The sequence below is a fragment of the Pseudomonas batumici genome (assembly GCF_000820515.1).
GTDB classification, from domain to species: Bacteria; Pseudomonadota; Gammaproteobacteria; order Pseudomonadales; family Pseudomonadaceae; genus Aquipseudomonas; species Aquipseudomonas batumici.
Map to the genome: position 1 here is coordinate 20,646 of NZ_JXDG01000068.1, position 26,094 is coordinate 46,739.

Consider the following 26,094-nt stretch of genomic DNA (forward strand, 5'->3'; position numbering starts at 1 on the left):
CTCCCCAATACAGGTAGAATGCCGCAGACTTTTGACCTGCTGGCGAATTTGAATGACCACGATAGCAGACAACATAACCGCCGTTGCAGCCCGCATCGCGGCGGCGGCACAGGCCGCCGGGCGCGACAGCGCCGCCATCGGCTTGCTCGCCGTGAGCAAGACCAAGCCCGCCGCCGCCGTGCGCGAGGCCTATGCCGCCGGCCTGCGCGACTTCGGCGAAAATTACCTGCAGGAAGCCCTGGGCAAACAGGCGGAATTGACCGACCTGCCCTTGTGCTGGCACTTCATCGGCCCCATTCAATCGAACAAGACTCGTGCCATCGCCGAGCATTTCGACTGGGTGCACTCCGTGGATCGCCTGAAAATCGCCCAACGCCTGTCCGAACAACGCCCGGCCAACCTGCCGCCGCTGAATATCTGCATCCAGGTCAATGTCAGTGGCGAGGCCAGCAAGTCCGGCTGCACCCCGGCCGACCTGCCGGCCCTGGCCACCGCCATCGCCGACCTGCCAAACCTTCGTTTGCGCGGACTGATGGCCATTCCCGAGCCGACAGAAGATCGTGCCGCCCAGGACGCGGCCTTTGCCGCCGTCCGTACCTTGCAAGACAGCCTCAACCTGCCGCTCGACACACTTTCCATGGGCATGAGCCACGACCTGGAGTCGGCCATTGCCCAGGGCGCCACCTGGGTGCGGATCGGTACCGCGCTGTTCGGGGCCCGCGACTATGGCCAGGCCTGAAATGGCCTCACACACTGGTTTCAAGGATCCGTCATGAGCAAGAGCAAGAATCGAATCACCTTTATCGGCGCCGGCAACATGGCGGCCAGCCTGATCGGCGGCCTGCGCGCCGAGGGCCTGGACGCCGCGCTGATTCGCGCCAGCGATCCAGGCGCCGAGACCCGTGCGCGGGTCCAGGCCGAACACGGCATCGAAGTGTTCGCCGACAACGCCGAGGCCGTCCAAGGGGCTGACGTGGTGGTGCTGGCGGTCAAGCCGCAGGCCATGAAAGCCGTGTGCGAAGCCTTGCGCCCAAGCCTGAAACCCAATCAGCTGGTGGTCTCGATTGCCGCCGGCATCACCTGCGCCAGCCTGAACAATTGGCTGGGCGAGCAGCCGATCGTGCGCTGCATGCCGAACACCCCGGCGTTGCTGCGCCAGGGCGTGAGCGGCTTGTTCGCCACCCCGCAGGTGTCCGCCGAACAACGCCAACAGGCGCAGACCTTGCTGTCGGCCGTGGGCAAAGCCCTGTGGCTGGACGAAGAGCAGCAACTGGATGCGGTCACCGCGGTGTCCGGCAGCGGCCCGGCGTATTTCTTCCTGCTGATCGAAGCCATGACCGCCGCCGGCGAGAAACTCGGCCTGCCGCGTGACATCGCCAGCCAGCTGACCCTGCAGACCGCCCTGGGCGCCGCCCATATGGCCGTCTCCAGCGACGTTGAGGCCGCCGAGCTGCGCCGTCGCGTCACCTCGCCCGCCGGTACCACGGAAGCGGCGATCAAGACCTTCCAGGCCGGTGGCTTCGAAGCCCTGGTAGAAAAGGCGCTCGGCGCCGCCGCCCATCGTTCGGCCGAAATGGCCGAGCAACTCGGTCAGTAATCCTCGAGGGAACACTTAATGCTTGCACTCAATAGCGCTGCCATTTTTGTCATTCAAACCCTGGGCAGCCTGTACCTGCTGGTGGTTCTGTTGCGCTTCATCCTGCAACTGGTCCGGGCCAACTTCTACAACCCGCTCTGCCAGTTCACCGTCAAGGCCACCCAGCCGCTGCTCAAGCCGCTGCGCCGGATCATTCCGAGCCTGTTCGGGCTCGACATGTCCTCGCTGGTGCTGGCGATTGCCGTGCAGATGCTGTTGATGGCGGTGGTCCTGCTGCTCAGCTACGGCGTGACCGGCAACATCGCCTTCCTGCTGATCTGGTCGGTCATCGGCGTCACCTCGCTGTTCCTCAAGGTGTTCTTCTTCGCCATGATCATCAGCGTGATCCTTTCGTGGGTCGCACCCGGCAGCCATAGCCCGGCGGCCGAGCTGGTGTACCAGATCAGCGAACCGGCCCTGGCGCCGTTCCGCAAGATCGTGCCGAACCTGGGCGGCCTGGATATCTCGCCGATCTTCGCGTTCCTGGTCATCCAGTTGATCCAGAGCTATGTGATTCCGCCGCTGGCGGCCATGAGCGGCATGCCGCAGGTGCTGTTCCGCCTGATCTGATCCGGGCTCGTTCATCGCCAGCAAGCTGGCTCCTACAGTGTCCGTGTCGAACCTTGATGTTGTATACGACCGGATACCGTGGGAGCCGGCTTGCTGGCGATGCAGGCACCGCGGTCGCCCTGCTTGCCGCTGATCCCCCCGCTCATTAGACTTACGCCTCATTCAAGCGTGAGCAGGGTCGATGTCCACTGTCTTTCCCCACGATTCCGTCGGGCTGGTCGTGCCGCAAACGGCACACTTCAGCGAGCCCCTGGCCCTGGCCTGTGGCCGTTCCCTGCCGGCCTACGACCTGATCTACGAAACCTACGGCACCCTCAACGCCACGGCGAGCAACGCCGTGCTGATCTGCCATGCCCTCTCCGGCCACCACCACGCCGCCGGCTTTCACAGCGTCGACGAGCGCAAGCCCGGCTGGTGGGACAGCTGCATCGGCCCCGGCAAGCCCATCGACACCAACAAATTCTTCGTCGTCAGCCTGAACAACCTCGGCGGCTGCAACGGTTCCACCGGCCCGAGCAGCATCAACCCCGAGACCGGCAAGCCCTTCGGCGCCGACTTCCCGGTGCTGACCGTGGAAGACTGGGTCCACAGCCAGGCCCGCCTCGCCGACCGCCTGGGCATCACGCAATGGGCCGCGGTCATCGGCGGCAGCCTGGGCGGCATGCAGGCCATGCAATGGACCATCACCTACCCCGATCGCGTGCGCCATTGCGTCGCCATCGCCTCGGCCCCCAAGTTGTCGGCGCAGAACATCGCCTTCAACGAAGTGGCGCGCCAGGCGATCCTCACCGATCCAGAGTTCCACGGCGGCTTCTTCCAGGAACAGGGCGTAATCCCCAAGCGCGGCTTGATGCTGGCGCGGATGGTCGGGCACATCACCTACCTGTCCGATGACTCCATGGGCGAGAAATTCGGCCGCGGCCTCAAGAGCGAAAAGCTCAACTACGACTTCCACAGCGTGGAATTCCAGGTCGAGAGCTACCTGCGCTACCAGGGCGAGGAGTTTTCCGGGCGTTTCGACGCCAACACCTACCTGTTGATGACCAAGGCCCTGGACTACTTCGACCCGGCGGCCAACTTCGACGACGACCTGGCGAAAACCTTCGCCGGCGCCAAGGCCAGCTTCTGCGTGATGTCCTTCACCACGGACTGGCGCTTCTCCCCGGCCCGCTCGCGGGAAGTGGTGGATGCGCTGATGGCGGCCCGCAAGGACGTCTGCTACCTGGAAATCGATGCACCGCAAGGCCACGATGCCTTCCTGATTCCGATCCCGCGTTACTTGCAGGCGTTCGGCAACTACATGAACCGAATAGCCCTGTGAGGACGCCATGAGAGCCGACCTGGAAATCATCCAAGACTGGATCCCCGCCGGCAGCCGCGTGCTCGACCTCGGCTGCGGCGACGGCGAACTGCTGAGCTGGCTGCGCGACCACAAGCAGGTCACCGGCTACGGCCTGGAAAACGATCCGGACAACATCGCCACCTGCGTGGCCAAGGGCATCAACGTCATCGAGCAGGACCTGGACAAGGGCCTGGGCAACTTCGCCAGCAACAGCTTCGATATCGTGGTCATGACCCAGGCCCTGCAGGCCGTGCACTACCCGGACAAGATCCTCGACGAAATGCTCAGGGTCGGTCGCCAGTGCATCATCACCTTCCCCAACTTCGGTCACTGGCGCTGCCGCTGGTACCTGGCGAGCAAGGGGCGGATGCCGGTGTCCGATTTCCTGCCGTACACCTGGTACAACACGCCGAACATCCACTTCTGCACCTTCGAAGACTTCGAGGCCCTGTGCAGCGAACGCTCCGCCAAGGTAATCAACCGACTTGCCGTGGATCAACAGCACCGTCATGGGTGGGCCAGCAAGCTATGGCCTAATCTATTAGGGGAGATCGGCATCTATCGTGTCAGCAGTCCGGGCCTCGCCGATCATCAGCTCGCGGTGTAAAACCGCACTGTGTCGAGGAGAATGATCATGCTTCGTTCAGCTGTTTTCCTGGTGGCGGCCTGCCTCGGCGTCACGGCCATGGCCGCCGATCCCATCAAGAGCGAGCGCCAGGAAGTGTTCGGTGATCTCACCGTGCACTACAACACCTTCAATTCCACCTACCTTCAACCGGACATTGCCCGGGACAAGGAGCTGGTACGCAGCAAGACCGAGGGCGTGATCAACGTCTCGGTGCTCAAGGCCGGCAAACCGCTGGTCGCCCAGGTCAGCGGCAACGTGAAGGACCTGACCGGCATGAACGTCCCGCTGCACTTCAAGCAGATCACCGAACAGGGCGCCGTCTACTACCTGGCGCAGTACCCGGTACCGCAGGTGGAAAGCCGCACCTTCGACATTACCGTCACCATCGGCGGCGATGCCCACAATTTCAGCTTCAATCAGGAACTTTTCCCAGCCGAATGATGAATTTCAGCCAACTGGTACTGGCCAGCCACAACGCCGGCAAACTCAAGGAACTCCAGGCCATGCTGGGCGGGTCGGTGCACCTGCGCTCGATCGGTGAGTTCAGCAGCGTCGAACCGGAAGAAACCGGCTTGTCGTTCGTCGAAAACGCCATCCTGAAGGCCCGCAATGCCTCACGTATTTCCGGCCTGCCGGCGCTGGCCGACGATTCGGGGCTGGCGGTGGACTTTCTCGGCGGCGCGCCGGGCATCTACTCGGCCCGCTATGCCGATGGCCAGGGCGATGCGGCGAACAACGCCAAGCTGCTCGACGCCTTGAAGGACGTCCCCACCGCCGAGCGCGGCGCGCAGTTCGTCTGCGTGCTGGCGCTGGTCCGGCATGCCGACGATCCGCTGCCGATCCTCTGCGAAGGCCTGTGGCATGGTCGTATCCTGACCGCCGCCAGCGGCGAGCACGGTTTCGGCTACGATCCGCTGTTCTGGGTGCCGGAACGTGACTGCTCCAGTGCCGAACTGGGCCCCGTGGAGAAGAACCAGCTCAGCCACCGCGCCCGCGCCATGGCCCTGTTGCGCCAGCGCCTGGGCCTGAAATGACCCGGACCGACTCCGCGCCGCCGCTGATCCACGGCAGCGCCCCCAGCCCTCGGGCGGCCCTGTCACCGCTGCCGCCCCTGGCGCTGTACATCCATATCCCCTGGTGCGTGCGCAAATGCCCGTATTGCGACTTCAACTCCCATGCCGCGAGCCCCGTGCTGCCGGAAGAGGAGTATGTCGACGCGCTGCTGGCCGATCTCGACCAGGACCTGCACGCGGTGTATGGCCGTGAATTGAGCTCGATCTTCTTCGGTGGCGGCACGCCCAGCCTGTTCAGCGCCCAGGCGCTGGGGCGACTGCTCAAGGGCGTCGAAGCGCGTATCCCGTTCGCCGGCGATATCGAAATCACCCTGGAAGCCAACCCCGGGACGTTCGAGCAGGAAAAATTCATCGCCTATCGCCAACTGGGCATCAATCGACTGTCCATCGGCATCCAGAGCTTCCAGGAAGACAAGCTCAAGGCCCTGGGCCGCATCCATACCGGCGGCGAAGCCGTGCGGGCAGCGGATATGGCGCGCCAAGCCGGGTTCGACAACTTCAACCTGGACCTGATGCACGGCCTGCCGGACCAGTCCCTGGAGGATGCCCTGGCCGACCTGCGCCAGGCCATTGCCCTGAAGCCCACGCATCTGTCCTGGTACCAGCTCACCCTCGAGCCGAACACCGTGTTCTGGAACCAGCCGCCGGTGCTGCCGGAAGACGATACCCTGTGGGATATCCAGGAAGCCGGCCAGGCCCTGCTGGCCGAGCACGGTTACGCCCAGTACGAAGTCTCGGCCTATGCCCAGCCCGGGCGGACGGCGCGACACAACCTCAATTACTGGAGCTTCGGCGATTTCATCGGTATCGGCGCCGGCGCCCATGGCAAGCTCAGCCACCCGGACGGGCGCATCGTGCGCACCTGGAAAACCCGCCTGCCCAAGGACTACCTGAATCCGGCCAAGGCCTTCCAGGCCGGGGAAAAAGCCCTGCCCAACGATGAGCTGCCGTTCGAGTTCCTGATGAACGCCCTGCGCCTGACCGAGGGCGTCGACGCCGTCTTGTTCCCGCAACGTACCGGGCTTAGTCTCGACAGCTTGAACGAAGCACGCGCCGAAGCAGAACAAAGTGGCCTGTTACAGGTCGAACCGTCACGCCTGGCGGCCACCACCCGCGGACAGCTGTTTCTCAACGACCTGCTGCACTACTTTTTGACCTAAGGAAACCCCATGGACCTGGTACTCGACCTGCTCGCCACGGTGTCACGCTGGAGCCGCAGCAACCTGTCGGAAATCGCCCTGGCGCTGGTGGGCTGCCTGCTGGTGCTGTTTGGCGCGGACATCAAGAGTTGGATCGATCAACGCCTGGGCAGCATCGCCGGCGCCTTGCGCGTGCCGCTGCTGGCCCTGCTGTGCATGATCGGCAGTGGCGCGGCACTGATCTACGCCACGCCCTGGGTGGTGCGGGGCTTGAGCCAGTTCAACAACTACAGCCTGGCGCCCGTGCTGTTGGTGGTACTGGTGTTGATCGGGGTGGTGGCGGATCGGCGCTGACTCAGAAGGTTAACGCGGTCAATGTAGGAGCCGGCTTGCCGGCGATGAGGCCAGCAAGTCTTGCATCGATCTTGCGGACGTCATCGCCGGCAAGCCGGCTCCTACAGGGGTTGCGGTGTGAGTGGGTTCACCTCACCGCCACAGGCCTCAGGCCTCAGGCCAGCTTCTCGAACTTCAAGTCCCAGACCCCATGCCCCAGCCGCTCGCCGCGGCGTTCGAACTTGGTGATCGGGCGCTCGGCCGGACGCGGCACGCACTTGCCGTCTTCCGCCAGGTTGCGGTAACCCGGCGCGACATTCATCACTTCCAGCATGTACTCGGCATACGGCTCCCAGTCGGTGGCCATGTGCAAAATCCCGCCGACCTTCAGCTTGCTGCGCACCAGCTCGGCAAAGGACGCCTGGACGATACGCCGCTTGTGATGGCGGCTCTTGTGCCAAGGATCGGGGAAAAACAGCATCAGCCGATCCAGGCTGTTGTCCGCCACGCAGCGGTTGAGCACTTCAATGGCGTCGCAGTCGTAGACCCGCAGGTTTTTCAGGCCCTGGGTCAGCACGCCATTGAGCAGCGCACCGACACCCGGACGGTGCACTTCGACACCGATAAAGTCCTGCTCCGGCGCGGCCGCCGCCATCTCCAGCAGGGAATGGCCCATGCCGAAGCCGATTTCCAGCGAGCGCGGCGCCGAACGGCCGAACACCTGGTCGAAATCCACCGGCGCATCGGCCAGCGGCAGGACGAACAGCGGCGCGCCCTGCTCCAGGCCCTTCTGCTGGCCTTCAGTCATGCGCCCGGCGCGCATCACGAAACTCTTGATACGGCGGTGTTGGCGCTCTTCGCCTTCTTCCGTCTGGATTGGCGTGTCGTTCGATTCAGTCATCAAAGGCTCTTACTTGATCAGACCATCCAGCGGCGAGGAAGCGCTGGCATAGAGTTTTTTCGGCATGCGCCCGGCGAGGTAGGCCAGGCGGCCGGCAACGATGGCGTGTTTCATGGCTTCGGCCATCAGGATCGGTTGCTGGGCGTGGGCGATGGCCGAGTTCATCAGCACCGCTTCGCAACCCAGTTCCATGGCGATGGTGGCGTCGGACGCGGTACCGACACCGGCGTCTACCAGCACGGGGATCTTCGCTTCTTCGAGGATGATCTGCAGGTTGTACGGGTTGCAGATCCCCAGGCCGGTGCCGATCAGGCCGGCCAGCGGCATGACCGCGATGCAGCCGATTTCCGCCAGTTGCCGGGCGATGATCGGGTCATCGCTGGTGTAGACCATCACGTCGAAGCCTTCCTTGACCAGCACTTCGGCGGCCTTGAGGGTTTCGATCACGTTCGGGAACAGGGTTTTCTGGTCGGCCAGGACTTCCAGCTTCACCAGGTTGTGGCCGTCCAGCAGCTCACGGGCCAGGCGGCAGGTGCGCACGGCCTCGATGGCGTCATAGCAACCGGCGGTGTTCGGCAGGATGGTGTAGCGATCCGGCGGCAGGACATCCAGCAGGTTCGGTTCACCCGGGTTCTGGCCGAGATTGGTCCGACGCACGGCCACGGTGACGATCTCGGCACCCGAGGCTTCGATGGCCAGACGGGTTTCTTCCATGTCACGGTATTTGCCGGTGCCCACCAGCAGGCGGGACTGATAGGTACGGCCGGCCAACACGAAGGGCTTGTCGCTGCGAACAGTGCTCATTCGGAAATCCTCTTGAAAGGTTGAGGGCTTGCAGGGGGGATCAGGGCGTGGGACCGCGGCGGGATCAACCGCCACCGATAGCGTGCACCACTTCGACCTGATCGCCTTCACGCAGGGCGGTTTCGCCATGTTGGCTGCGCGGAACGATATCCAGGTTCAGCTCCACCGCCACCCGCCGCCCGACCAGGTCGAGCCGGGCCAGCAACGCCGCGACGGTCTCGCCATCGGGCAGTTCAAAGGATTCGCCGTTCAATTGAATGCGCATGCGCCGGGCTGCCATCATTTTTAGGGGCCAGCATTCTAGCCCGATCAGTCCGGGCGACCCAAGCCATTCGTCGACCTGAGGGTCAGCTCACGCCGCCGCTTGCAGGCGCCAGGCGGCCAGACCGAGGCAGAACCAGCCGACCAGGAAGCCCAGGCCGCCGAACGGGGTGATGATGCCCAGCTTGCCGATGCCGGTGAGGGTCAACAGATACAGGCTGCCGGAGAACAGCATAATCCCGACGGCGAAGGAAACGCCGGCCCAGGTGACCAGGCGCCCCGGAATATGCGCCGCCAGCAGCGCGACACCGAACAGCGCCAGGGCATGCACCAACTGATAGGTCACGCCGGTGTGGAAGATCGCCAGGTACTCCGCGCTCAGGCGGTCTTTCAGGCCGTGGGCGGCAAAGGCCCCCAGGGCCACGCCGGTAAAACCGAAAAAGGCGGCCAGCAGCAAAAAACCACGCAACATGACGAACTCCATCCAGGGGGCACAGGGTCTGTATAATGGCCCGCTCCCACGCCCCGGCCAAGCCATCTCTATGTTGCAATTCCTGTTTCGTCGCCTGATCACCGTCCTGAAATGGTTCGCCATCGGCAGCGTGCTGCTGGTGCTGCTGTTTCGTTGGGTACCGCCGCCCGGGACCGCGCTGATGGTCGAGCGCAAGATCGAGTCGTGGAGCGATGGCCAGCCCATCGACCTGCAACGCAGCTGGCGCCCGTGGAGCGAGATCTCCGACGAGCTGAAAGTCGCGGTGATGGCCGGCGAGGACCAGAAATTCCCTGAACACTGGGGTTTCGACTTCGATGCGATCCAAGCCGCCTTCGAGCACAACGAGCGCGGCGGTTCGATTCGCGGCGCCAGCACCTTGAGCCAGCAGGTGTCGAAGAACCTGTTTCTGTGGTCGGGCCGCAGTTATTTCCGTAAGGGGCTGGAGGCCTGGTTTACTGCGCTGATCGAACTGACCTGGCCCAAGCAGCGGATTCTCGAGGTGTACCTGAACAGCGTCGAGTGGGACGACGGCGTGTTCGGCGCGGAAGCGGCGGCGCGGCATCACTTTGGCGTCAGCGCGGCGGGCTTGTCGCGCCAGCAGGCCAGTTTGCTGGCGGCCGTACTGCCCAATCCGCGGGAGTGGAGCGCCAGCCATCCGAACACCTATGTGGCGCGCCGGGCGGGCTGGATTCGCCAGCAGATGAACCAGTTGGGTGGGGATGAGTACCTGGTGGGGCTGAACAGCTCGCGCAGGGCGCCCTGGGCGATGTGATCTCCGGGGCCTCATCGCGAGCAATCGAGCGTCGACCGGCTGCTCCTACAGGGCCAGCGTCGTTCACAAAACTTCGGCACGCCGCCGACACTGTAGGAGCAAGCTTGCTCGCGAGACGCCCGCCCAGGCACTGCAAATTCCGAACTTCAAAACAAAAACGCCCCGATCAACTCGGGGCGTTTTTCATTGCGTCAGCGCTTAAGCGGCAATCGACAGCTTCAGCTTGTTCATCGCACTCTTTTCCAGCTGGCGAATACGCTCGGCCGAAACGTTGTACTTCTGCGCCAGGTCGTGCAGCGTGGCCTTCTCCTCCGCCAGCCAGCGCTGGTAGAGAATGTCACGGCTGCGCTCGTCCAGCACTTCCAGGGCTTCATGCAGGTTGCTGTTGGAGTTTTCGCTCCAATCGGCATCTTCCAGCTGACGCGCCGGGTCATACCGGTGGTCTTCCAGGTAATTGGCCGGAGACTGGAACGCGCTGTCGTCGTCGGCTTCCGCCGCCGGGTCGAAGGCCATGTCCTGGCCGGTCAGCCGACTTTCCATCTCGCGCACTTCACGCGGCTCCACCCCCAGGCTTTCCGCCACGCGGTGGACTTCCTCGTTGTTCAGCCAGGCCAGACGCTTCTTCTGGCTGCGCAGGTTGAAGAACAGCTTGCGCTGGGCCTTGGTGGTCGCCACCTTCACGATGCGCCAGTTGCGCAGGATGAATTCGTGGATTTCCGCCTTGATCCAGTGCACGGCGAACGACACCAGGCGCACGCCCATTTCCGGGTTGAAGCGCTTCACGGCCTTCATCAGGCCGACGTTGCCTTCCTGGATCAGGTCAGCCTGCGCCAGACCGTAGCCGGAATAGCTACGGGCGATATGGACGACAAACCGCAGGTGGGCAAGCACCATCTGCCGAGCCGCCTCCAGATCCTGCTCATAGTAGAGACTCTCGGCCAGTTCACGCTCCTGCTCCGGCGTCAGCAAGGGAATGCTGTTCACCGTGTTCACGTAGGCCTCCAGGTTCGCACCCGGGACCAACGCGTAAGCAGGTTGCAAAGAAGTGGTCATACGAAAAAACCTCCGACTCACATAACTCGTGCAGTGATGCACTGCGAAAATTGACCGGGAACCGCAGGACAAGTTCCCTAAACCACTGACACGGCCAATACAAGCGAAACCACATTAATCTGACATTAACTACTTCGGCGCCAGCTCGCGTAAATGCCGTGCGACCGCAATCCAAGCACCGATATACCCCAAGAGCACCGCCCCAAGCAACAGGGACAGACCATCGGCCACCGGTACGCCGGCCAGGGCGAAATCACTGCCGTAGAGACCGGCCAGCCCGACCACCGCGTCATTCAGCCAGTTAAGGCCATAAGCCAGTACGCCCCAGGACAAAAACCCGGCACCGAAACCATAAAGCGCGCCCATGTACAGAAAAGGCCTACGCACATAGCTATCAGTGCCGCCGACCAGTTTAATCACTTCGATCTCGGTGCGGCGGTTTTCAATATGAAGACGAATGGTATTGCCTATCACCAAAAGTAATGCAGACACCAGCAGCACCGTCAGGCCGAAGACGAACCGGTCGCCCAGCTTGAGAATCGCCGCCAGGCGCTCGACCCACACCAGGTCCAACTGGGCCTGTTGCACCTTGGGCAACTCGGCCAGGCGCTGGCGCAATGCCTCCAGGGTCGGCTTGTCGACTTCGTTCGGCGTCACCAGCACCACCCCCGGCAAGGGGTTCTGCGGCAGCTCCTTGAGCGCTTCGCCCAGGCCCGACTGTTGCTGGAACTCGTCCAGGGCCTTTTCCTTGCTGATGAACTCGGCATCCGCCACACCGGGCATGGCCTTGATCTGCTCGCTGAGGTGCTCGCCTTCGGTCGGGCTGGCATCCAGTTGCAGGTACAGGGAAATCTGCGCCGCGCGCTGCCAGGAGCCGCCCAACCGCTCGACATTGCTCAGCAGCAGCGACAAGCCCATGGGCAGGCTCAGGGCCACCGCCATCACCAGGCAGGTAAAGAAGCTGCCGATCGGCTGCTTGCCCAGGCGGCGCAGGCTGTCCACCAGGCTGGCGCGGTGGCTTTCGATCCAGGCGTGCAGCAGGGTGCCGAAGTCCGGACCGTCGTCTTCGTTGCGTTTCTTCTTCGGCGGCTGCGGGTCGGAGGCTTTCGGGGCCACGCGTTCGGCCACTTTCGGGCTGCGGGTCGCACTCATACGCCGGCCTCCCCGTCGCCGATCAATCGGCCGCGTTGCAGGGTCAGCATGCGGTGGCGCATGCGAGCGATCAGGGCCAGGTCGTGGCTGGCGATCAGCACGCTGGTGCCCAGGCGGTTGATGTCCTCGAACACGCCCATGATCTCCGCCGCCAGGCGCGGGTCGAGGTTACCGGTGGGTTCGTCCGCCAGCAGCAGGGCCGGACGGTGGACGATGGCGCGGGCAATGCCCACACGCTGTTGCTGGCCGGTGGAGAGGTCGCCGGGATAGAGGTCGGTCTTGTCCGACAGCGCCACGCGCTCCAGGGCCGAATCCACGCGCTTGACGATCTCGGCCTTGGACAGGCCGAGGATCTGCAGCGGCAGGGCGACGTTGTTGAACACCGTGCGATCGAACAGCAACTGGTGGTTCTGGAACACCACGCCGATCTGCCGGCGCAGGAACGGGATCTGCGCGTTGCTGATCTGGCCCAGGTCCTGCCCGGCCAGCAGCAGTTTGCCGGTGGTCGGACGTTCCATCGCCAGCAGCAGCCGCAACAGGGTACTTTTGCCCGCGCCGGAATGCCCGGTCACGAACAGGAATTCACCACGACGCACCCGAAAGCTCAGCTCATGCAAGCCGACGTGACCGTTCGGATAGCGTTTACCGACCTGTTCGAAACGAATCATGAACGCTCCCGCTCGGCGAAAAGGGCCTGGACAAAGGGCTCGGCTTCGAAGGTACGCAGATCGTCGATCCCTTCGCCGACGCCGATGTAGCGAATCGGCAGGCCAAACTGCTTGGCCAGGGCAAAGATCACCCCGCCCTTGGCGGTTCCATCGAGCTTGGTCAAGGCCAGGCCGCTCAGTTGGACCGTCTGGTTGAATTGCTTGGCCTGGTTGATGGCGTTCTGCCCAGTACCGGCGTCGAGCACCAGCAGCACTTCGTGGGGCGCCTCGGTATCGAGCTTGCCGATGACCCGACGGACCTTCTTCAGCTCTTCCATCAGGTTGTCCTTGGTGTGCAGGCGCCCGGCGGTGTCGGCGATCAGCACGTCGATACCGCGAGCCTTGGCCGCCTGGACCGCGTCGAAGATCACCGAGGCCGAATCGGCACCGGTGTGCTGGGCGATCACCGGGATCTGGTTGCGCTCGCCCCACACCTGCAGTTGCTCCACGGCCGCCGCGCGGAAGGTATCGCCCGCCGCCAGCATGACTTTCTTGCCTTCGAGCTGGAGCTTCTTCGCCAGCTTGCCGATGGTGGTGGTCTTGCCGGCGCCATTGACGCCCACCACCAGGATCACGAAAGGTTTCTGCTGCGAAGCGATGGCCAGCGGCTGCTCCACCGGCTTGAGCATCGCCGCCAGCTCGGCCTGCAGCGAGGCGTAGAGCGCGTCGCTGTCGGTCAGTTGCTTGCGGGCAACCTTCTGGGTCAGGCTCTGGATGATCACCGAAGTCGCTTCGACGCCCACGTCGGCGGTCAGCAGGCGGGTTTCAAGCTCTTCCAGCAGGTCGTCGTCGATGGCCTTCTTGCCCAGGAACAGGCTGGCCATGCCTTCGCCGATGCTGGCGCTGGTCTTGGACAGGCCCTGCTTGAGGCGGGCGAAGAAGCCGACCTTGTTTTCCTCAGGGGCAGGCTTGACCGGTTCGACGGCCACGGGTTCGGCCACGACGACCGGGGCCGGCGCAACCACAGGTACCACGACCGGTGCGGGAGCTGGAGCTGGAGCTGGAGCTGGAGCTGGAGCTGGAGCTGGAGCTGGAGCTGGAGTCTCGACAATCGGCGCAATGACCGGCGGTTGTACCGGTTCGGCGACGAACGGCGCGGGCGCTGCCACTTCAGCGACAGGCGCAACGACGGGCGCCGGGATCGGTGGGGTGATATGAGGCGCCTGGACATCCGCGACCAGGGCAACCGGCTCTTCGGCCACCGGCAAGCTCGGCCAGGGCTCATGCACCGGGGAAACCGGTGCGACCGCTGGCGTTTCAAGCACCGGTGCGCTGACCGGCAACGGCTCGGCGGCGACCGGCAAAGCCTCGCTCACCGGCGCAGGCGCAGGCGCGGCCTCAGGGGTCGGCTGTGGCTGTTCGACGACGGCTTCCTGCGGTTTCTTGCGCAGCCAGCCGAACAGGCTTTTTTTCTCGCCAGCCGGGGCTGGGGTCTTCTTGTCGTCGTTGGAACCAAACATGGAGGACGGCTATCTCACGGTAGCGACGCGCCAAGGTGGCGCTTCGGCAAATAATATTCTGATGCGTAACAGACTGCCTTTTGACCAGATTGTTCGCGCGCAACGCAGTATCCTAGCACCTCCTCGCCTGCCGACGCTAAGATCACGCGGGCCGTACTACAGGTTTGAAAACGAATGAATGCTCTAGCCCGCCGTGCCGCTGGCCTGTTGCTCAGCACGCTGTGTCTGCCCCTGGCCGCCTTGGCCGCCGACCCGCAACCGACCCACGAATTCACCCTCGACAACGGCCTGAAGGTCGTGGTCCGCGAGGATCACCGCGCTCCCGTGGTGGTCTCGCAGATCTGGTACAAGGTCGGTTCGAGCTACGAGACCCCGGGCCAGACCGGCTTGTCCCACGCCCTGGAGCACATGATGTTCAAGGGCAGCGCCAAGGTCGGCCCGGGCGAGGCTTCGCTGATCCTGCGCGACCTGGGCGCCGAGGAAAACGCCTTCACCAGCGACGACTACACCGCGTATTACCAGGTCCTGGCCCGCGACCGCCTGGGCGTGGCCCTGGAACTGGAGGCCGACCGCATGGCCAGCCTGCGCCTGCCGGCCGACGAGTTCAGCCGTGAAATCGAAGTGATCAAGGAAGAGCGCCGCCTGCGCACCGACGACAAGCCCATGGGCAAGGCCTTCGAGCGCTTCAAGGCGATGGCCTACCCGGCCAGTGGCTACCACACGCCGACGATCGGTTGGATGGCGGACCTGGATCGAATGAAGATCGAGGAACTGCGCCACTGGTACCAGTCCTGGTATGTGCCGAACAACGCCACCCTGGTGGTGGTGGGCGACGTCACCCCGGACGAAGTCAAAACCCTGGCCCAGCGCTATTTCGGCGCCATCCCCCGGCGTGACACGCCGCCGGCGAAGATCCCCCGGGAACTCGACGAGCCGGGTGAACGCCAGATCACCCTGCGGGTGAAGACCCAGTTGCCGAGCCTGATGCTCGCCTTCAACGTGCCAAGCTTCGCCACCGCCGAAGACAAGCGCTCGGTCAACGCCCTGCGGCTGATCGCCGCCCTGCTCGACGGCGGCTACAGCGCCCGCCTGCCGTCGCAACTGGAGCGCGGCGAAGAGCTGATCTCCGGCGGCTCGTCGAGCTACGACGCCTACACCCGTGGCGACACCCTGTTCCAGCTCTCGGCCACCCCCAACAGCCAGAAGAAAAAGACCCTGGCCGACACCGAGGCCGGCCTCTGGCGCCTGCTGGAGCAGTTGAAGACCCAGGCCCCGAGTGCCGAAGAGCTTGAGCGCGTACGCGCCCAGGTGATTGCCGGCCTGGTCTACGAACGCGACTCCATCACCAGCCAGGCCAGCGCCATCGGCATGCTGGAAACCGTCGGCCTGTCCTGGAAAATGATGGACACCGAGCTGTCCGACCTGCAAAGCGTCACGCCGCAGGATATCCAGAAAGCCGCCCGCACCTATTTCACCCGCGAGCGTCTCAGCGTCGCCCATGTATTGCCCGAGGAGAACGCCCAATGAGTCAGTCCAAGGGGCCACGTTTCGCCTTGCTCGCCCTGACCCTCGCCGTGGCGGCGGGCGGTATCGGCTTCTATCTGTTCGATTTGCGCAACTCCCAGGCCAGCCAGGCCCTGGACGCGGCCAAGGCCGGCAACAAGCTGCAATCGCTGGCGGAGCTGGACAGCAAGGCGCCGGCACGCCGCACCTTGAACGTGCAGACCTGGAAAACCGCCGAAGGCGCCAAGGTGCTGTTCGTCGAAGCCCATGAACTGCCGATGTTCAACCTGAACCTGACCTTCGCCGCCGGCAGCAGCCAGGACGGCAAGGCGGCCGGCCTGGCCGCACTGACCAACGCGATGCTCAACGAGGGCGTGGCCGGCAAGGACGTCGGCGCCATCGCCCAGGGCTTTGAAGGACTGGGGGCCGACTTCGGCAACGGTTCCTACAAGGACATGGCCATTGCTTCGCTGCGCAGCCTCAGCGCCCCGGACAAGCGTGGACCGGCGTTGAAGCTGTTCGCCGAAGTGGTGGGCAGGCCGACCTTCCCCGCCGACTCCCTGGCGCGGATCAAGAACCAGTTGCTGGCCGGCTTCGAATACCAGAAGCAGAACCCCGGCAAGCTGGCGAGCCTGGAATTGTCCAAGCGCCTGTATGGCGATCACCCTTATGCCCACTCCAGCGAAGGCACCGCGCAGAGCATCCCGCCGATCACCCTCGAACAGCTGCGCGCCTTCCATGCCAAGGCCTACGCCGCCGGCAACGTGGTGATCGCGCTGGTCGGCGACCTGTCGCGCAATGAAGCCGAAGGCATCGCCGCCCAGGTCTCCGCCGCCCTGCCCAAGGGCCCGGCCTTGCCGAAGATCGCCCAGCCGGAGGAGCCGAAAGCCAGCCTCGGGCATATCGAGTTCCCGTCCAAGCAGACCACCATCCTGATGGCCCAGCAAGGCATCGACCGCACCGACCCGGACTACGCGGCCCTGTCCCTGGGTAACCAGATCCTCGGTGGTGGCGGCTTCGGTACCCGCCTGATGAGCGAAGTACGCGAAAAACGCGGACTGACCTATGGTGTCTATTCGGGATTCTCGCCGATGCAGGCCCGCGGTCCGTTCCAGATCAACCTGCAAACCCGCGCCGAAATGAGCGAAGGGACCCTCAAGCTGGTGGACGACGTGGTCGCCGACTACCTGAAAAACGGTCCGACCCAGAAGGAGCTCGACGACGCCAAGCGCGAAATGACCGGCAGCTTCCCGCTCTCCAATGCGAGCAACAGCAGCATCGTCGGCCAGTTGGGCGTCATGGGTTTCTACGACCTGCCGCTCGATTACCTGGAAAATTTCGTGCAACAGACCCAGGCCTTGACCGTCGACCAGGTCAAGTCCGCCATGAACAAACACCTGAGTGTCGACAGGATGATCGTCGTCACCGCAGGTCCCACGGTGCCGCAAAAGCCCCTGCCGCCGCCGACTGACAAACCCACCGAGCAGCCGCTCGGGGTTCCGGAGCATTAATGGCCAGCCCATCGCGTCCCAGCAAGAAACCCGCTCACCCGCATAACGGCGTGAATCAACTGCGCATCATCGGCGGCGAATGGCGCAGCCGGCGCCTGAGCTTCCCCGATGTCCCGGGGCTGCGCCCGACGCCGGACCGCGTGCGCGAAACCCTGTTCAACTGGCTGGCGCCCTACGTCGCCGGGGCCAAGGTGCTCGATCCGTTCGCCGGCAGCGGCGCCCTGTTCCTCGAGGCCCTGTCCCGTGGCGCGGCCATGGGCCAGGCGCTGGATGCCAGCAACGTGGCCGTGTCCAGCCTGCGCGAGCACCTCGGCACCCTGCGCTGCAGCGTTGGCCAGGTGCAGACCGCCGACGCCCTGCGCTACCTGGAGACCCAGACAGCCACGGCCTTCGACCTGGTGTTCCTCGACCCACCGTTCAACCAGAACCTGCTGCCCGGGGTCTGCGCCCTGCTGGAAGAGCGCCGGTGGCTGGCCGACGACGCCTGGGTCTACACCGAAAGCGAAGCCGCGCCCTCGGGCCTTGGCATGCCGGGCAACTGGCGCCTGCATCGCGAGCAGAAGTCCGGGCGGGTCTACTATGCATTATGGCAACGCAGTGCCGGGGTCGATGGTTAAGCGACCTGTAAAAAGGTGCGTACCCGCCGTACGCACCTGAAGCGACGAGAACGACAGTGCTGACATTCCCCCCGCGTTTCACCCCCGCTCCGGGCTTGGGCAATCCACACCTGCAAACCTTGTGGGGACCGCTTTGGCGCAAGACCGTCCACCTCGAGCGCCAGCGTGAACGCCTGTGGCTCGACGACGGCGATTTCCTCGACCTCGACTGGCACGGCCCGCATGCCGCCGAGACGCCGCTGGTGTTGGTCCTGCACGGGCTGACCGGCTCATCGAACTCGCCTTATGTCGCCGGCCTGCAACAGGCGCTGGGTAACCAGGGCTGGGCCAGCGTGGCGCTGAACTGGCGGGGCTGTTCGGGGGAACCCAATCTGCTGGCGCGCAGTTATCACTCCGGTGCCAGCGAGGACCTGGCGGCGACTGTCGCCCACCTCAAGGCCCAGCGCCCGCTGGCGCCACTCTATGCCGTCGGCTACTCCCTGGGCGGCAACGTGCTGCTCAAGCATCTGGGGGAAAGTGGCCAGGACAGCGGCCTGCAAGGCGCCGTCGCGGTGTCGGTGCCGTTTCGCCTGGACCAGTGCGCCGACCGCATCGGCCAGGGCTTTTCGCGGATCTACCAGGCGCACTTCATGCGCGAGATGCTGGCTTATATCAAGAACAAGCAGCGCCAGTTCCAGTACGACGGACGGCTCGAGGGCCTGGCGACCCTGAGCGACCTGGGGCCGCTGACGGGCCTGCGCACCTTCTGGGATTTCGATGGCCGGGTAACGGCACCGCTGCACGGTTTTGCCGATGCACAGGATTATTATCGCCGCGCCTCCAGCCGCTATTTCCTTGGCGCGATTCGTACTCCGACGCTGATTATCCAGGCCAAGGACGACCCATTCGTGTTTCCCCACAGCCTGCCGGAGCCGGGCGAGCTGGCGGTGGACACCCAGTTCGAGTTGCAGGCAAAGGGCGGGCATGTGGGGTTCGTCGACGGCACCCTGGGCAAGCCCGGTTATTACCTGGAGCGCCGGATTCCGCAATGGCTGGCCGATATCGGAACCACCCCGGCAGCTGCGCGCACCTCGACTTGACCACATACATTCTTACGAACGCCCCCCCTGTAGGAGCTGGCTTGCCAGCGATGGGGCCCTAGAGTCTTGCATCGCCCATGCGGACGCCATCGCCAGCAAGCCGGCTCCTACAGTTCAGGACCTCACCAGGCTCAATCGCCCGTCGCAATCCCGCGCTGCGGATCGGTAATCCACTCGCTCCACGAGCCGGCATACAAGGTTCCCAACGGATAACCCGCCAGGCACAGGGCAAACAGGTTGTGACATGCCGTTACCCCAGAACCGCAATACGCCACCAGTTCCTGCGCAGAACGCCCCCCGAGCTTGGCGGCGAAACGCTGCTTGAGTTGATCCGCCGGCAGAAACCGTCCATCGGCGTCCAGGTTTTCGCTGAAGGCCGCACATTGCGCGCCAGGAATATGCCCGGCCACCGGATCGATCGGCTCCACCTCACCGCGAAAACGCGGCAAGGCCCGGGCGTCCAGCAGCGTCATGGAAGGCTGCCCGAGACGCTGCAGCAACTCTTCGGCGCTGATCTGCAACGAAGCGTCCGGCGTCCCGTCAAAGGTTCCACGCCCCGTGTCCGGCGGATCCAGGCTCAGCGGCTGCCCGGCCGCATGCCAGGCTTTCAGCCCGCCATCGAGCACGAACACCCCGTCACGCTTGCCCAACCAGGCCAGCAGCCACCAGGCGCGGGCGGCGTACATGCCGGGGCCGTCGTCATAGAGCACGACCTCGCTGTCGGCATTGATGCCCCAGGCCTGCAAGCGCTCGATCAAGGCCGCCGGCGCCGGCAGCGGATGACGACCAGTCACGCCCTTGGTCACCGGGCCGCTCAGGTCACGCTCCAGATCGGCGTGGTGCGCACCTTCAATATGCCCCAGGGCATAGCTGCGCTGCCCGTAATCCGGGTCTTCGAGGGCAAAACGGCAATCCAGGATCACCAACCCGGGCCGAGCCTGGCGTTCGGCCAGTTGCTGGGGGCTGATCAGTTGCGCAAGGGACATGACGAACTCCTCCTAAGTAAAGTGGATAAACGACAACCGTAGGAGCGAGCTTGCTCGCGATGAACTCAAGGGCGCCGCATGGTTTCAGATACCCCGCGTTATCGTTGACGCCCATCGCGAGCAAGCTCGCTCTTACACTTCATCCAGGGCCTGTGCCAACGGCACGTAAAATTCATTGAGCAACTTGTCCACCGCCACCCGCGACTGCGCGGTGACGAAACCCGATTCCAGCACCAGCACCTGATAGACCCCACGCTTGATCGACTCTTCACTCAGGTGATGGGCATTCTCGCGGGTGGTGCTCAGGAAGCGCACCCAGGAGGTCAGGATGATCCAGGCATTCAGGGTCAGCGACTCGATCTGCACCGCATCCATGTCCAGGATGCCGGCCTCGACAAAACCGGCGTAGATCGCCTGGGCCTGGATCAGGCAACGCTGGGAAAAACGTCGGTAACGGGCGGCCAGTTCGGCATCGCTCTCCAACAGGTGTTCGAGATCGCGGTGCAGGAAGCGATAACGCCACATCGCCGCCAGCAGCGCCTTGAGATAGTAACGCTTGTCGTCGATGGTCGCGGCGCGATCCTGGGGCGGGCGTAGGAAGCTGTCGACCAGGGCTTCGTACTCGGCGAACAGCACGGCGATGATCGCCTGCTTGTTGGGGAAGTGGTAATAGAGATTACCCGGCGAAATGTCCATGTGCGCCGCGATATGGTTGGTGCTGACGCTGCGCTCGCCCTGCTGGTTGAACAGGTCCAGGCTGTTCTGGACGATGCGCTCGCTGGTTTTTATTCGAGAGGCCATGACTTCAGCTTTACTTCCAGAAGACGGTACCGGGCATCTTACGGCCTATCCGGCCGCGGATAAATCGCCCTGATTCTCAGCTGCTATAAGAAAGTGCAGGATCGGCTTGTTGACTTTTTGGAGTAAAAACTCTAAACACTTGTTTGAAAAATACAATCACACACCAGGAGCGCGCCATGTCCGCTGAAATCGCCTACCTGCAGGAATTGCAGCCGCAACTGGACCAGCTCCAGCGCCTGTTTCAAGCGCAGCGCCAGGCCTACGCCGCTCACCCCATGCCTCCCGTCGAGCAACGCCGCCAATGGCTCGCCAGCCTGCAGCGGATGCTCAGTGACGAACGGCAGGCCCTGATCGACGCCATCAGCCAGGACTTCGGCAACCGCAGTGCCGATGAAACCCTGCTGGGTGAACTCATGCCCAGCCTGCAGGGCATCCACCACGCCCGCCAACACCTCAAGCGCTGGATGAAACCGTCACGTCGGCGCGTCGGCCTGGCCTTCCAGCCGGCCTCGGCCAAGGTCGTCTACCAGCCACTGGGCGTGGTCGGGGTGATCGTGCCCTGGAACTACCCGCTGTTCCTGTGCATCGGCCCGCTGGTGGGGGCCTTGGCGGCGGGCAACCGGGTGATGCTCAAGCTCAGCGAGTCGACCCCGGCCACCGGCCTTCTGCTCAAGGAACTGCTGGGCCGGGTATTCCCGGAGGATCAGGTGTGCGTGGTGCTCGGCGAAGCCGAGATCGGCATGGCGTTCTCCAGGCTGCCGTTCGATCACCTGCTGTTCACCGGCGCCACCAGCATCGGCCGGCACGTGATGCGCGCGGCAGCGGAAAACCTGACCCCGGTGACCCTGGAACTGGGCGGCAAGTCGCCGGCCATCGTCTCCCAGGACGTCCCCCTCAAGGACGCCGCCGAACGCATCGCCTTCGGCAAGACCCTCAACGCCGGCCAGACCTGCGTGGCACCGGACTACGTGCTGGTACCGGAAGATCGGGTCGGCGCCTTCGTCGAAGCCTACCGCCAGGCCGTGCGCGGGTTCTATCCGACACTGATCGACAACCCGGACTACACCAGCATTATCAACGACCGCCAACTGGCCCGGCTCAACGGCTACCTCAGCGACGCCACCAGCAAGGGCGCGCTGCTGATTCCGCTGTTCGACCAGGGCCAGGAGCGGCGCATGGGTCACAGCCTGCTGCTGAACGTCAGCGATGAGATGACGCTGATGCAGGACGAGATCTTCGGCCCGCTGCTGCCCATCGTGCCCTACAAGGGCCTGGATGAAGCCTTTGCCTACATCAACCGCCGGCCTCGTCCATTGGCGCTCTACTACTTCGGCTACAACAAGGCCGAACAGCAACGGGTGCTCGATGAAACCCATTCCGGCGGCGTCTGCCTGAACGACACCCTGCTCCATGTCCCCCAGGAAGACCTGCCCTTCGGCGGCATCGGTCCCTCGGGCATGGGGCATTACCACGGCCACGAAGGTTTCCTGACCTTCAGCAAGGCCAAGGGGGTGCTGACCAAGCAGCGCTTCAACGCGACACGGCTGATCTATCCGCCTTACGGCAAATCGATCCAGAAACTGATCCAGAAGCTGTTCGTCCGTTGATCTTCCACTGCCCAGGTGAATAACAAGAATGCCAAGCCTGTCCGAATCCCCCGAACTGAGCCGCCGCGGCCTGCTGAAAATCGGCCTGTGCGCCGGCGCCTTCCTCAGCACCGCCGGGCTTGCCGCCAGCCTCAGCGGCTGCTCCGCAGGCCACCCGGCCAGCGGTTTTGCCGTGCTGCAGGACAATGACCTGCCGTTCTTGCGCGCCCTGATCCCGGTAATGCTCGAAGGTGCCGTCAGCGCCGAGAAAATGCCCGCCGCCAGCGAACAGACCCTGGCGAGCCTGGACCACAGCCTCAATCACCTGTCGCCGGAAATGCTCAAGCTGACCCGGCAACTGTTCGACGTACTCGCCATGGGCATCACCCGTGGGCCGCTGACCGGCATCTGGGGACGCTGGGAAAATGCCACCGACACCCAGATCCACGCCTTTCTCGAACGCTGGGAAAACAGTTACCTGAGCCTGCTGCGCATGGGCCACGCGTCCCTGCTGCAGTTGGTGATGATGGCCTGGTACAACCGCGCCGAAGCCTGGGTGCACTGCGGTTATCCCGGACCGCCGAAAATCTGACCCCTCGGCTGGATGCCCCCCCATTCAGCGCCCCGAACATCCCGAAAACAACAAGAAAAGAGGCTGTGCATGCCTGTACCCGATCTGTTTCGCGAAGGCCTGGCCCGAGGCTGGAAAACCTACAACGGTGCCCGCCTGGATCAGGACCTGACGCTGGAGGCCGATGTCGCCATCATCGGCAGCGGCGCGGGCGGCGGCACCACCGCCGAAATCCTCAGTGCCGCCGGCTACAAGGTCCTGCTGATCGAGGAAGGCCCGCTGAAAACCAGCAGCGACTTCAAGATGCTCGAGGACGAGGCCTACACCAGCCTCTACCAGGAAGGCATCGGGCGCATGAGCAAGGACGGCGCCATCACCATCCTCCAGGGCCGCGCAGTCGGCGGCGGCACGCTGATCAACTGGACCTCCAGCTTTCGCACCCCGGAACAGACCCTCGAACACTGGGCCAGGGAGCACAACGTCATAGGCCACAGCAGCGCCGAGATGGCGCCCTGGTTCGAGCAAATGGAGCAACGCCTGGGCGTCGCCCCCTGGATCATACCGCCCAATGCCAACAACGACGTGATCCGCAAGGGCTGCGAAGCCCTCGGCTACAGCTGGAAAGTCATCCCGCGCAACGTCCGCGGCTGCTGGAACCTGGGTTACTGCGGCATGGGCTGCCCGACCAATGCCAAGCAGTCGATGCTGGTCACCAGCATTCCCGCGACCCTGGAGAAAGGTGGCGAACTCCTCTATCTGGCGCGGGCCGAGCGCCTGCAGATCGAAGGCGACCAGGTCACCGGCCTGCTCTGTACAGGAATGGACGAACGCTGTGTGGCCCCCAATGGCCGGACCATCAAGGTCAAGGCCCGGCACTACGTGCTGGCGGGGGGCGGGATCAACAGCCCGGGACTGCTGTTGCGCTCCAGGGCACCGGATCCCGGTGGCCGACTGGGCAAACGTACCTTCCTGCACCTGGTGAGTTTCTCCGCCGGGCAGTTTTCCGAGGTCATCAATCCGTTTTACGGCGCCCCCCAATCGATCTATTGCGACCACTTCCAGTGGAAAGCCGGTGTCACCGGGCCCATGTCCTACAAACTCGAAGTCCCGCCCCTGCAACCGGCGCTGGCCAGCACCCTGCTGGGTGGCTTCGGCACGCAAAGCGCCCTGCGCATGGAGCAACTGCCCCACACCCACATGATGCTGGCGCTGATGCGCGACGGCTTCCACCCGGACAGCCCCGGCGGCAGCGTGGAATTGCACGGCGACGGCACGCCGGCGCTCGACTACCCGGTTTCCACCTATGCCTGGGAGGGCCTGCGCCGGGCGTACCACAGCATGGCCGAGATCCAATTCGCGGCGGGCGCCAAGTCGGTGCTGCCGCTGCACGCCGATGCCGACTACGCCAACACCCTGGCCAAGGCCCGGGAACAGATCGATGGGTTGAGCCTGGAGCTGTACCGCACGCGCCTCGGCAGCGCCCACGTCATGGGCGGTTGCGCCATGGGCGAAGACCCGAAAAGCGCCGTCGCCGACAGCCTGGGCCGTCATCATCAACTGCGCAACCTGTCGATCCACGACGGCTCGCTGTTCCCCACCAGCATAGGCGCCAACCCACAGCTTTCGATCTACGGACTGACGGCGCAGTTGGCGAGCGCCCTCGCGCGGCGCTTGAAAAACCCGTGAAAAAGAGGACTATTCGCTGCGTCTATAGTGCTTTCTTCCCGGAATCCTGACTTGGCCGACCGGAAAGGCTGCGCTACCATCCGACTCCCGCAAACGGACACCCGCCAGGACGACGCGATGAACCGAGTGTTGTACCCAGGTACCTTCGACCCGATTACCAAGGGTCATGGCGACTTGGTCGAGCGCGCCGCGCGCCTGTTCGACCACGTGATCATCGCCGTGGCCGCCAGCCCGAAGAAAAACCCGCTGTTTCCTCTGGAGCAACGTGTGGAACTGGCCCGCGAGGTCACCAAGCACCTGCCCAACGTGGAAGTGGTGGGCTTTTCCACCCTGCTGGCGCATTTCGCCAAGGAACAGAACGCCAACGTCTTCCTGCGCGGCCTGCGCGCCGTGTCGGACTTCGAATACGAGTTCCAGCTGGCGAACATGAACCGCCAACTGGCCCCGGACGTCGAAAGCCTGTTCCTGACGCCGTCGGAGCGTTATTCGTTCATTTCGTCGACATTGGTCCGTGAAATCGCGGCCCTGGGTGGCGATATCACCAAGTTCGTCCACCCGGCGGTGGCCGACGCGCTGACCCTGCGCTTCAAGAAATAACGTCCCGCGCAAGCCTTGTCGACGGCGGCCATGACGGTCGCCCCGACGTGCGCGCGTGCACTGCGCGCGCCAATGCGGCACAATTGGTACATTAGTTTTCATGTCGCCCGGGCCTGTCGTCCGGGCCGGAGTGCCCATGTCCCTGATCATCACCGACGACTGCATCAACTGCGACGTCTGCGAACCCGAGTGCCCGAACGCGGCCATTTCCCAAGGCGAAGAGATCTACGTGATCGACCCGAACCTGTGCACCCAGTGCGTGGGCCACTACGACGAGCCGCAATGCCAGCAGGTCTGTCCGGTGGACTGCATCCCACTGGATGAAGCCCATCCGGAAACCGAAGCCGAGTTGATGGCCAAGTACCGCAGGATCACCGGTAAGGCCTGATCCACCATTGTAGGAGCGAGTTAGCGCCTACAAACGCAGATCAGTGGTCGCCGTCGAAGCCTTCGGCTGTGCAGCCCAGGCAACGGGCAAAGGCCGCCTTCCCGGGGGCGAGCACCAGCGCCTTGCCCGCGTTGCCTACCCCATCGACACCGCCGAACACGGTAAACGGCAACGACACCACGAACACCGCCGTGCCGATCAGGGTCGCGCCCACCAGCAAGGGGCGGGCCACCAACAGGTCGCCGATCATCGCATAGGCCGGCGGATTCTGGATCTTGTAGGTCGGATCGCCGCTGCTGCCATCGTCCGCCAGAACCGGCAACGCTTGCAGGCCGAAACTCAGGGCCACAACCAGGGCCAGGATGCGAAACGGGTTCATGGCACTATCCTTCAACAAGGCAATGGATGGCAAAGTCTTAACTATAACAGCGTCCGCACGCTTGTC

General features: G+C 64.0%; 30 protein-coding genes. 19 read left to right on the forward strand and 11 right to left on the reverse strand.

Annotated features, from left to right (window positions below; translation table 11 throughout):
* The first annotated feature begins 52 nt into the window (after window positions 1-52).
* The 9 genes from UCMB321_RS25670 (at window position 53) to UCMB321_RS25710 (ending at window position 6,742) form a co-directional block, all read left to right on the forward strand.
* Window positions 53-739 carry a YggS family pyridoxal phosphate-dependent enzyme gene (locus UCMB321_RS25670; RefSeq protein WP_040071485.1) on the forward strand — a complete coding sequence of 229 codons (687 nt, stop codon included), beginning with the start codon at window positions 53-55 and terminating at the stop codon, window positions 737-739.
* A gap of 33 nt (window positions 740-772) precedes the next feature.
* Window positions 773-1,597: a pyrroline-5-carboxylate reductase gene (proC, locus tag UCMB321_RS25675; protein WP_040071486.1), complete on the forward strand. Its 825-nt coding sequence runs from the start codon at window positions 773-775 to the stop codon at window positions 1,595-1,597.
* A gap of 18 nt (window positions 1,598-1,615) precedes the next feature.
* Window positions 1,616-2,206 carry a YggT family protein gene (locus UCMB321_RS25680; protein WP_040071487.1) on the forward strand — a complete coding sequence of 197 codons (591 nt, stop codon included), beginning with the start codon at window positions 1,616-1,618 and terminating at the stop codon, window positions 2,204-2,206.
* Between the two features lie 181 nt (window positions 2,207-2,387).
* Entirely contained in the window at window positions 2,388-3,527 is a 1,140-nt protein-coding gene (gene metX / locus UCMB321_RS25685) for a homoserine O-succinyltransferase MetX (RefSeq protein WP_040071488.1), read from the forward strand.
* Between the two features lie 7 nt (window positions 3,528-3,534).
* Complete coding sequence (gene metW, locus UCMB321_RS25690) at window positions 3,535-4,155, forward strand: methionine biosynthesis protein MetW (protein ID WP_040071489.1); 621 nt, start codon at window positions 3,535-3,537, stop codon at window positions 4,153-4,155.
* Between the two features lie 27 nt (window positions 4,156-4,182).
* Complete coding sequence (locus UCMB321_RS25695) at window positions 4,183-4,617, forward strand: DUF4426 domain-containing protein (RefSeq protein WP_040071490.1); 435 nt, start codon at window positions 4,183-4,185, stop codon at window positions 4,615-4,617.
* On the forward strand, window positions 4,614-5,210 hold the full coding sequence (rdgB, locus tag UCMB321_RS25700) for an RdgB/HAM1 family non-canonical purine NTP pyrophosphatase (RefSeq protein ID WP_040071491.1): 597 nt from the start codon (window positions 4,614-4,616) through the stop codon (window positions 5,208-5,210). Before UCMB321_RS25695 ends, rdgB begins: the two co-directional genes overlap by 4 nt.
* Window positions 5,207-6,409 (forward strand): radical SAM family heme chaperone HemW, encoded by a 1,203-nt coding sequence (gene hemW / locus UCMB321_RS25705; RefSeq protein WP_040071492.1) that lies wholly within the window; start codon window positions 5,207-5,209, stop codon window positions 6,407-6,409. The genes rdgB and hemW overlap by 4 nt, the downstream gene beginning before the upstream one ends.
* A 9-nt stretch (window positions 6,410-6,418) precedes the next feature.
* Window positions 6,419-6,742, forward strand: a complete 324-nt coding sequence (locus UCMB321_RS25710) for a DUF3392 domain-containing protein (RefSeq protein ID WP_040071493.1) — start codon at window positions 6,419-6,421, stop codon at window positions 6,740-6,742.
* Between the two features lie 154 nt (window positions 6,743-6,896).
* Here the strand turns inward: UCMB321_RS25710 and trmB are convergent, their stop codons facing one another.
* The 4 genes from trmB to UCMB321_RS25730 all read right to left on the reverse strand — a co-directional run bounded on the left by trmB (window position 6,897) and on the right by UCMB321_RS25730 (window position 9,159).
* A complete protein-coding gene (trmB, locus tag UCMB321_RS25715; protein ID WP_040071494.1) occupies window positions 6,897-7,622 on the reverse strand; it encodes a tRNA (guanosine(46)-N7)-methyltransferase TrmB in 726 nt (241 codons plus the stop codon).
* A gap of 9 nt (window positions 7,623-7,631) precedes the next feature.
* Complete coding sequence (locus tag UCMB321_RS25720) at window positions 7,632-8,426, reverse strand: thiazole synthase (RefSeq protein WP_017903470.1); 795 nt, start codon at window positions 8,424-8,426, stop codon at window positions 7,632-7,634.
* A gap of 64 nt (window positions 8,427-8,490) precedes the next feature.
* On the reverse strand, window positions 8,491-8,691 hold the full coding sequence (gene thiS / locus UCMB321_RS25725) for a sulfur carrier protein ThiS (protein ID WP_040071495.1): 201 nt from the start codon (window positions 8,689-8,691) through the stop codon (window positions 8,491-8,493).
* Window positions 8,692-8,778: 87 nt separating this feature from the next.
* Window positions 8,779-9,159 (reverse strand): DUF423 domain-containing protein, encoded by a 381-nt coding sequence (locus tag UCMB321_RS25730; RefSeq protein ID WP_040071496.1) that lies wholly within the window; start codon window positions 9,157-9,159, stop codon window positions 8,779-8,781.
* Window positions 9,160-9,229: 70 nt separating this feature from the next.
* Here UCMB321_RS25730 and mtgA point away from each other — a divergent pair, with 70 nt between their 5' ends.
* Entirely contained in the window at window positions 9,230-9,952 is a 723-nt protein-coding gene (gene mtgA, locus UCMB321_RS25735; protein ID WP_040071497.1) for a monofunctional biosynthetic peptidoglycan transglycosylase, read from the forward strand.
* Between the two features lie 198 nt (window positions 9,953-10,150).
* Here the strand turns inward: mtgA and rpoH are convergent, their stop codons facing one another.
* The 4 genes from rpoH to ftsY form a co-directional block, all read right to left on the reverse strand.
* Entirely contained in the window at window positions 10,151-11,005 is an 855-nt protein-coding gene (gene rpoH / locus UCMB321_RS25740) for an RNA polymerase sigma factor RpoH (RefSeq protein WP_040071498.1), read from the reverse strand.
* A 129-nt stretch (window positions 11,006-11,134) separates the two neighbouring features.
* The gene (gene ftsX / locus UCMB321_RS25745; protein ID WP_040071499.1) at window positions 11,135-12,157 is read right to left on the reverse strand and encodes a permease-like cell division protein FtsX; all 1,023 of its coding nucleotides are present in this window, start codon (window positions 12,155-12,157) and stop codon (window positions 11,135-11,137) included.
* Window positions 12,154-12,825, reverse strand: a complete 672-nt coding sequence (ftsE, locus tag UCMB321_RS25750) for a cell division ATP-binding protein FtsE (protein WP_040071500.1) — start codon at window positions 12,823-12,825, stop codon at window positions 12,154-12,156. Before ftsE ends, ftsX begins: the two co-directional genes overlap by 4 nt.
* Entirely contained in the window at window positions 12,822-14,324 is a 1,503-nt protein-coding gene (gene ftsY / locus UCMB321_RS25755; RefSeq protein WP_040071501.1) for a signal recognition particle-docking protein FtsY, read from the reverse strand. The genes ftsE and ftsY overlap by 4 nt, the downstream gene beginning before the upstream one ends.
* A 174-nt stretch (window positions 14,325-14,498) precedes the next feature.
* On the opposite strand from ftsY, the gene UCMB321_RS25760 reads away from it, so the two are divergent.
* The 4 genes from UCMB321_RS25760 to UCMB321_RS25775 are packed head-to-tail and all read left to right on the forward strand — an operon-like array spanning window position 14,499 to window position 19,034.
* On the forward strand, window positions 14,499-15,851 hold the full coding sequence (locus UCMB321_RS25760) for a M16 family metallopeptidase (protein ID WP_040071502.1): 1,353 nt from the start codon (window positions 14,499-14,501) through the stop codon (window positions 15,849-15,851).
* On the forward strand, window positions 15,848-17,338 hold the full coding sequence (locus UCMB321_RS25765; protein WP_040071503.1) for a M16 family metallopeptidase: 1,491 nt from the start codon (window positions 15,848-15,850) through the stop codon (window positions 17,336-17,338). Before UCMB321_RS25760 ends, UCMB321_RS25765 begins: the two co-directional genes overlap by 4 nt.
* Window positions 17,338-17,955, forward strand: coding sequence for a 16S rRNA (guanine(966)-N(2))-methyltransferase RsmD (gene rsmD, locus UCMB321_RS25770; protein ID WP_040071504.1), 618 nt, complete (start codon window positions 17,338-17,340; stop codon window positions 17,953-17,955). Before UCMB321_RS25765 ends, rsmD begins: the two co-directional genes overlap by 1 nt.
* Window positions 17,956-18,014: 59 nt before the next feature.
* Window positions 18,015-19,034: a hydrolase gene (locus tag UCMB321_RS25775; RefSeq protein ID WP_040071743.1), complete on the forward strand. Its 1,020-nt coding sequence runs from the start codon at window positions 18,015-18,017 to the stop codon at window positions 19,032-19,034.
* A 131-nt stretch (window positions 19,035-19,165) separates the two neighbouring features.
* Here UCMB321_RS25775 and UCMB321_RS25780 read toward each other — a convergent pair whose 3' ends face one another.
* Together UCMB321_RS25780 and UCMB321_RS25785 are read right to left on the reverse strand one after the other, a co-directional pair.
* A complete protein-coding gene (locus tag UCMB321_RS25780) occupies window positions 19,166-20,020 on the reverse strand; it encodes a sulfurtransferase (protein WP_040071505.1) in 855 nt (284 codons plus the stop codon).
* A gap of 132 nt (window positions 20,021-20,152) precedes the next feature.
* Complete coding sequence (locus tag UCMB321_RS25785; protein ID WP_040071506.1) at window positions 20,153-20,821, reverse strand: TetR/AcrR family transcriptional regulator; 669 nt, start codon at window positions 20,819-20,821, stop codon at window positions 20,153-20,155.
* Between the two features lie 176 nt (window positions 20,822-20,997).
* Here UCMB321_RS25785 and UCMB321_RS25790 point away from each other — a divergent pair, with 176 nt between their 5' ends.
* The 5 genes from UCMB321_RS25790 (at window position 20,998) to UCMB321_RS25810 (ending at window position 25,649) form a co-directional block, all read left to right on the forward strand.
* On the forward strand, window positions 20,998-22,428 hold the full coding sequence (locus tag UCMB321_RS25790; protein WP_040071507.1) for a coniferyl aldehyde dehydrogenase: 1,431 nt from the start codon (window positions 20,998-21,000) through the stop codon (window positions 22,426-22,428).
* A 28-nt stretch (window positions 22,429-22,456) separates the two neighbouring features.
* A complete protein-coding gene (locus UCMB321_RS25795; protein WP_040071508.1) occupies window positions 22,457-22,999 on the forward strand; it encodes a hypothetical protein in 543 nt (180 codons plus the stop codon).
* A 69-nt stretch (window positions 23,000-23,068) separates the two neighbouring features.
* The gene (locus tag UCMB321_RS25800; protein ID WP_040071509.1) at window positions 23,069-24,664 is read left to right on the forward strand and encodes a GMC family oxidoreductase; all 1,596 of its coding nucleotides are present in this window, start codon (window positions 23,069-23,071) and stop codon (window positions 24,662-24,664) included.
* A gap of 117 nt (window positions 24,665-24,781) precedes the next feature.
* The gene (coaD, locus tag UCMB321_RS25805) at window positions 24,782-25,261 is read left to right on the forward strand and encodes a pantetheine-phosphate adenylyltransferase (RefSeq protein ID WP_040071510.1); all 480 of its coding nucleotides are present in this window, start codon (window positions 24,782-24,784) and stop codon (window positions 25,259-25,261) included.
* A gap of 136 nt (window positions 25,262-25,397) precedes the next feature.
* The gene (locus UCMB321_RS25810) at window positions 25,398-25,649 is read left to right on the forward strand and encodes a YfhL family 4Fe-4S dicluster ferredoxin (RefSeq protein ID WP_040071511.1); all 252 of its coding nucleotides are present in this window, start codon (window positions 25,398-25,400) and stop codon (window positions 25,647-25,649) included.
* 40 nt (window positions 25,650-25,689) lie between these two features.
* On the opposite strand, the gene UCMB321_RS25815 is transcribed toward UCMB321_RS25810, so the two are convergent.
* Window positions 25,690-26,028, reverse strand: coding sequence for a hypothetical protein (locus UCMB321_RS25815; protein ID WP_040071512.1), 339 nt, complete (start codon window positions 26,026-26,028; stop codon window positions 25,690-25,692).
* Window positions 26,029-26,094 lie beyond the last annotated feature (66 nt).

Coding starts and splice junctions, on each gene's coding strand:
- UCMB321_RS25670 (WP_040071485.1), top strand. CDS start 53: ATGACCACGATAGCAGACAACATAACCGCCGTTGCAGCCCGCATCGCG.
- proC (WP_040071486.1), top strand. CDS start 773: ATGAGCAAGAGCAAGAATCGAATCACCTTTATCGGCGCCGGCAACATG.
- UCMB321_RS25680 (WP_040071487.1), top strand. CDS start 1,616: ATGCTTGCACTCAATAGCGCTGCCATTTTTGTCATTCAAACCCTGGGC.
- metX (WP_040071488.1), top strand. CDS start 2,388: ATGTCCACTGTCTTTCCCCACGATTCCGTCGGGCTGGTCGTGCCGCAA.
- metW (WP_040071489.1), top strand. CDS start 3,535: ATGAGAGCCGACCTGGAAATCATCCAAGACTGGATCCCCGCCGGCAGC.
- UCMB321_RS25695 (WP_040071490.1), top strand. CDS start 4,183: ATGCTTCGTTCAGCTGTTTTCCTGGTGGCGGCCTGCCTCGGCGTCACG.
- rdgB (WP_040071491.1), top strand. CDS start 4,614: ATGATGAATTTCAGCCAACTGGTACTGGCCAGCCACAACGCCGGCAAA.
- hemW (WP_040071492.1), top strand. CDS start 5,207: ATGACCCGGACCGACTCCGCGCCGCCGCTGATCCACGGCAGCGCCCCC.
- UCMB321_RS25710 (WP_040071493.1), top strand. CDS start 6,419: ATGGACCTGGTACTCGACCTGCTCGCCACGGTGTCACGCTGGAGCCGC.
- trmB (WP_040071494.1), bottom strand. CDS start 7,622: ATGACTGAATCGAACGACACGCCAATCCAGACGGAAGAAGGCGAAGAG.
- UCMB321_RS25720 (WP_017903470.1), bottom strand. CDS start 8,426: ATGAGCACTGTTCGCAGCGACAAGCCCTTCGTGTTGGCCGGCCGTACC.
- thiS (WP_040071495.1), bottom strand. CDS start 8,691: ATGCGCATTCAATTGAACGGCGAATCCTTTGAACTGCCCGATGGCGAG.
- UCMB321_RS25730 (WP_040071496.1), bottom strand. CDS start 9,159: ATGTTGCGTGGTTTTTTGCTGCTGGCCGCCTTTTTCGGTTTTACCGGC.
- mtgA (WP_040071497.1), top strand. CDS start 9,230: ATGTTGCAATTCCTGTTTCGTCGCCTGATCACCGTCCTGAAATGGTTC.
- rpoH (WP_040071498.1), bottom strand. CDS start 11,005: ATGACCACTTCTTTGCAACCTGCTTACGCGTTGGTCCCGGGTGCGAAC.
- ftsX (WP_040071499.1), bottom strand. CDS start 12,157: ATGAGTGCGACCCGCAGCCCGAAAGTGGCCGAACGCGTGGCCCCGAAA.
- ftsE (WP_040071500.1), bottom strand. CDS start 12,825: ATGATTCGTTTCGAACAGGTCGGTAAACGCTATCCGAACGGTCACGTC.
- ftsY (WP_040071501.1), bottom strand. CDS start 14,324: ATGTTTGGTTCCAACGACGACAAGAAGACCCCAGCCCCGGCTGGCGAG.
- UCMB321_RS25760 (WP_040071502.1), top strand. CDS start 14,499: ATGAATGCTCTAGCCCGCCGTGCCGCTGGCCTGTTGCTCAGCACGCTG.
- UCMB321_RS25765 (WP_040071503.1), top strand. CDS start 15,848: ATGAGTCAGTCCAAGGGGCCACGTTTCGCCTTGCTCGCCCTGACCCTC.
- rsmD (WP_040071504.1), top strand. CDS start 17,338: ATGGCCAGCCCATCGCGTCCCAGCAAGAAACCCGCTCACCCGCATAAC.
- UCMB321_RS25780 (WP_040071505.1), bottom strand. CDS start 20,020: ATGTCCCTTGCGCAACTGATCAGCCCCCAGCAACTGGCCGAACGCCAG.
- UCMB321_RS25785 (WP_040071506.1), bottom strand. CDS start 20,821: ATGGCCTCTCGAATAAAAACCAGCGAGCGCATCGTCCAGAACAGCCTG.
- UCMB321_RS25790 (WP_040071507.1), top strand. CDS start 20,998: ATGTCCGCTGAAATCGCCTACCTGCAGGAATTGCAGCCGCAACTGGAC.
- UCMB321_RS25795 (WP_040071508.1), top strand. CDS start 22,457: ATGCCAAGCCTGTCCGAATCCCCCGAACTGAGCCGCCGCGGCCTGCTG.
- UCMB321_RS25800 (WP_040071509.1), top strand. CDS start 23,069: ATGCCTGTACCCGATCTGTTTCGCGAAGGCCTGGCCCGAGGCTGGAAA.
- coaD (WP_040071510.1), top strand. CDS start 24,782: ATGAACCGAGTGTTGTACCCAGGTACCTTCGACCCGATTACCAAGGGT.
- UCMB321_RS25810 (WP_040071511.1), top strand. CDS start 25,398: ATGTCCCTGATCATCACCGACGACTGCATCAACTGCGACGTCTGCGAA.
- UCMB321_RS25815 (WP_040071512.1), bottom strand. CDS start 26,028: ATGAACCCGTTTCGCATCCTGGCCCTGGTTGTGGCCCTGAGTTTCGGC.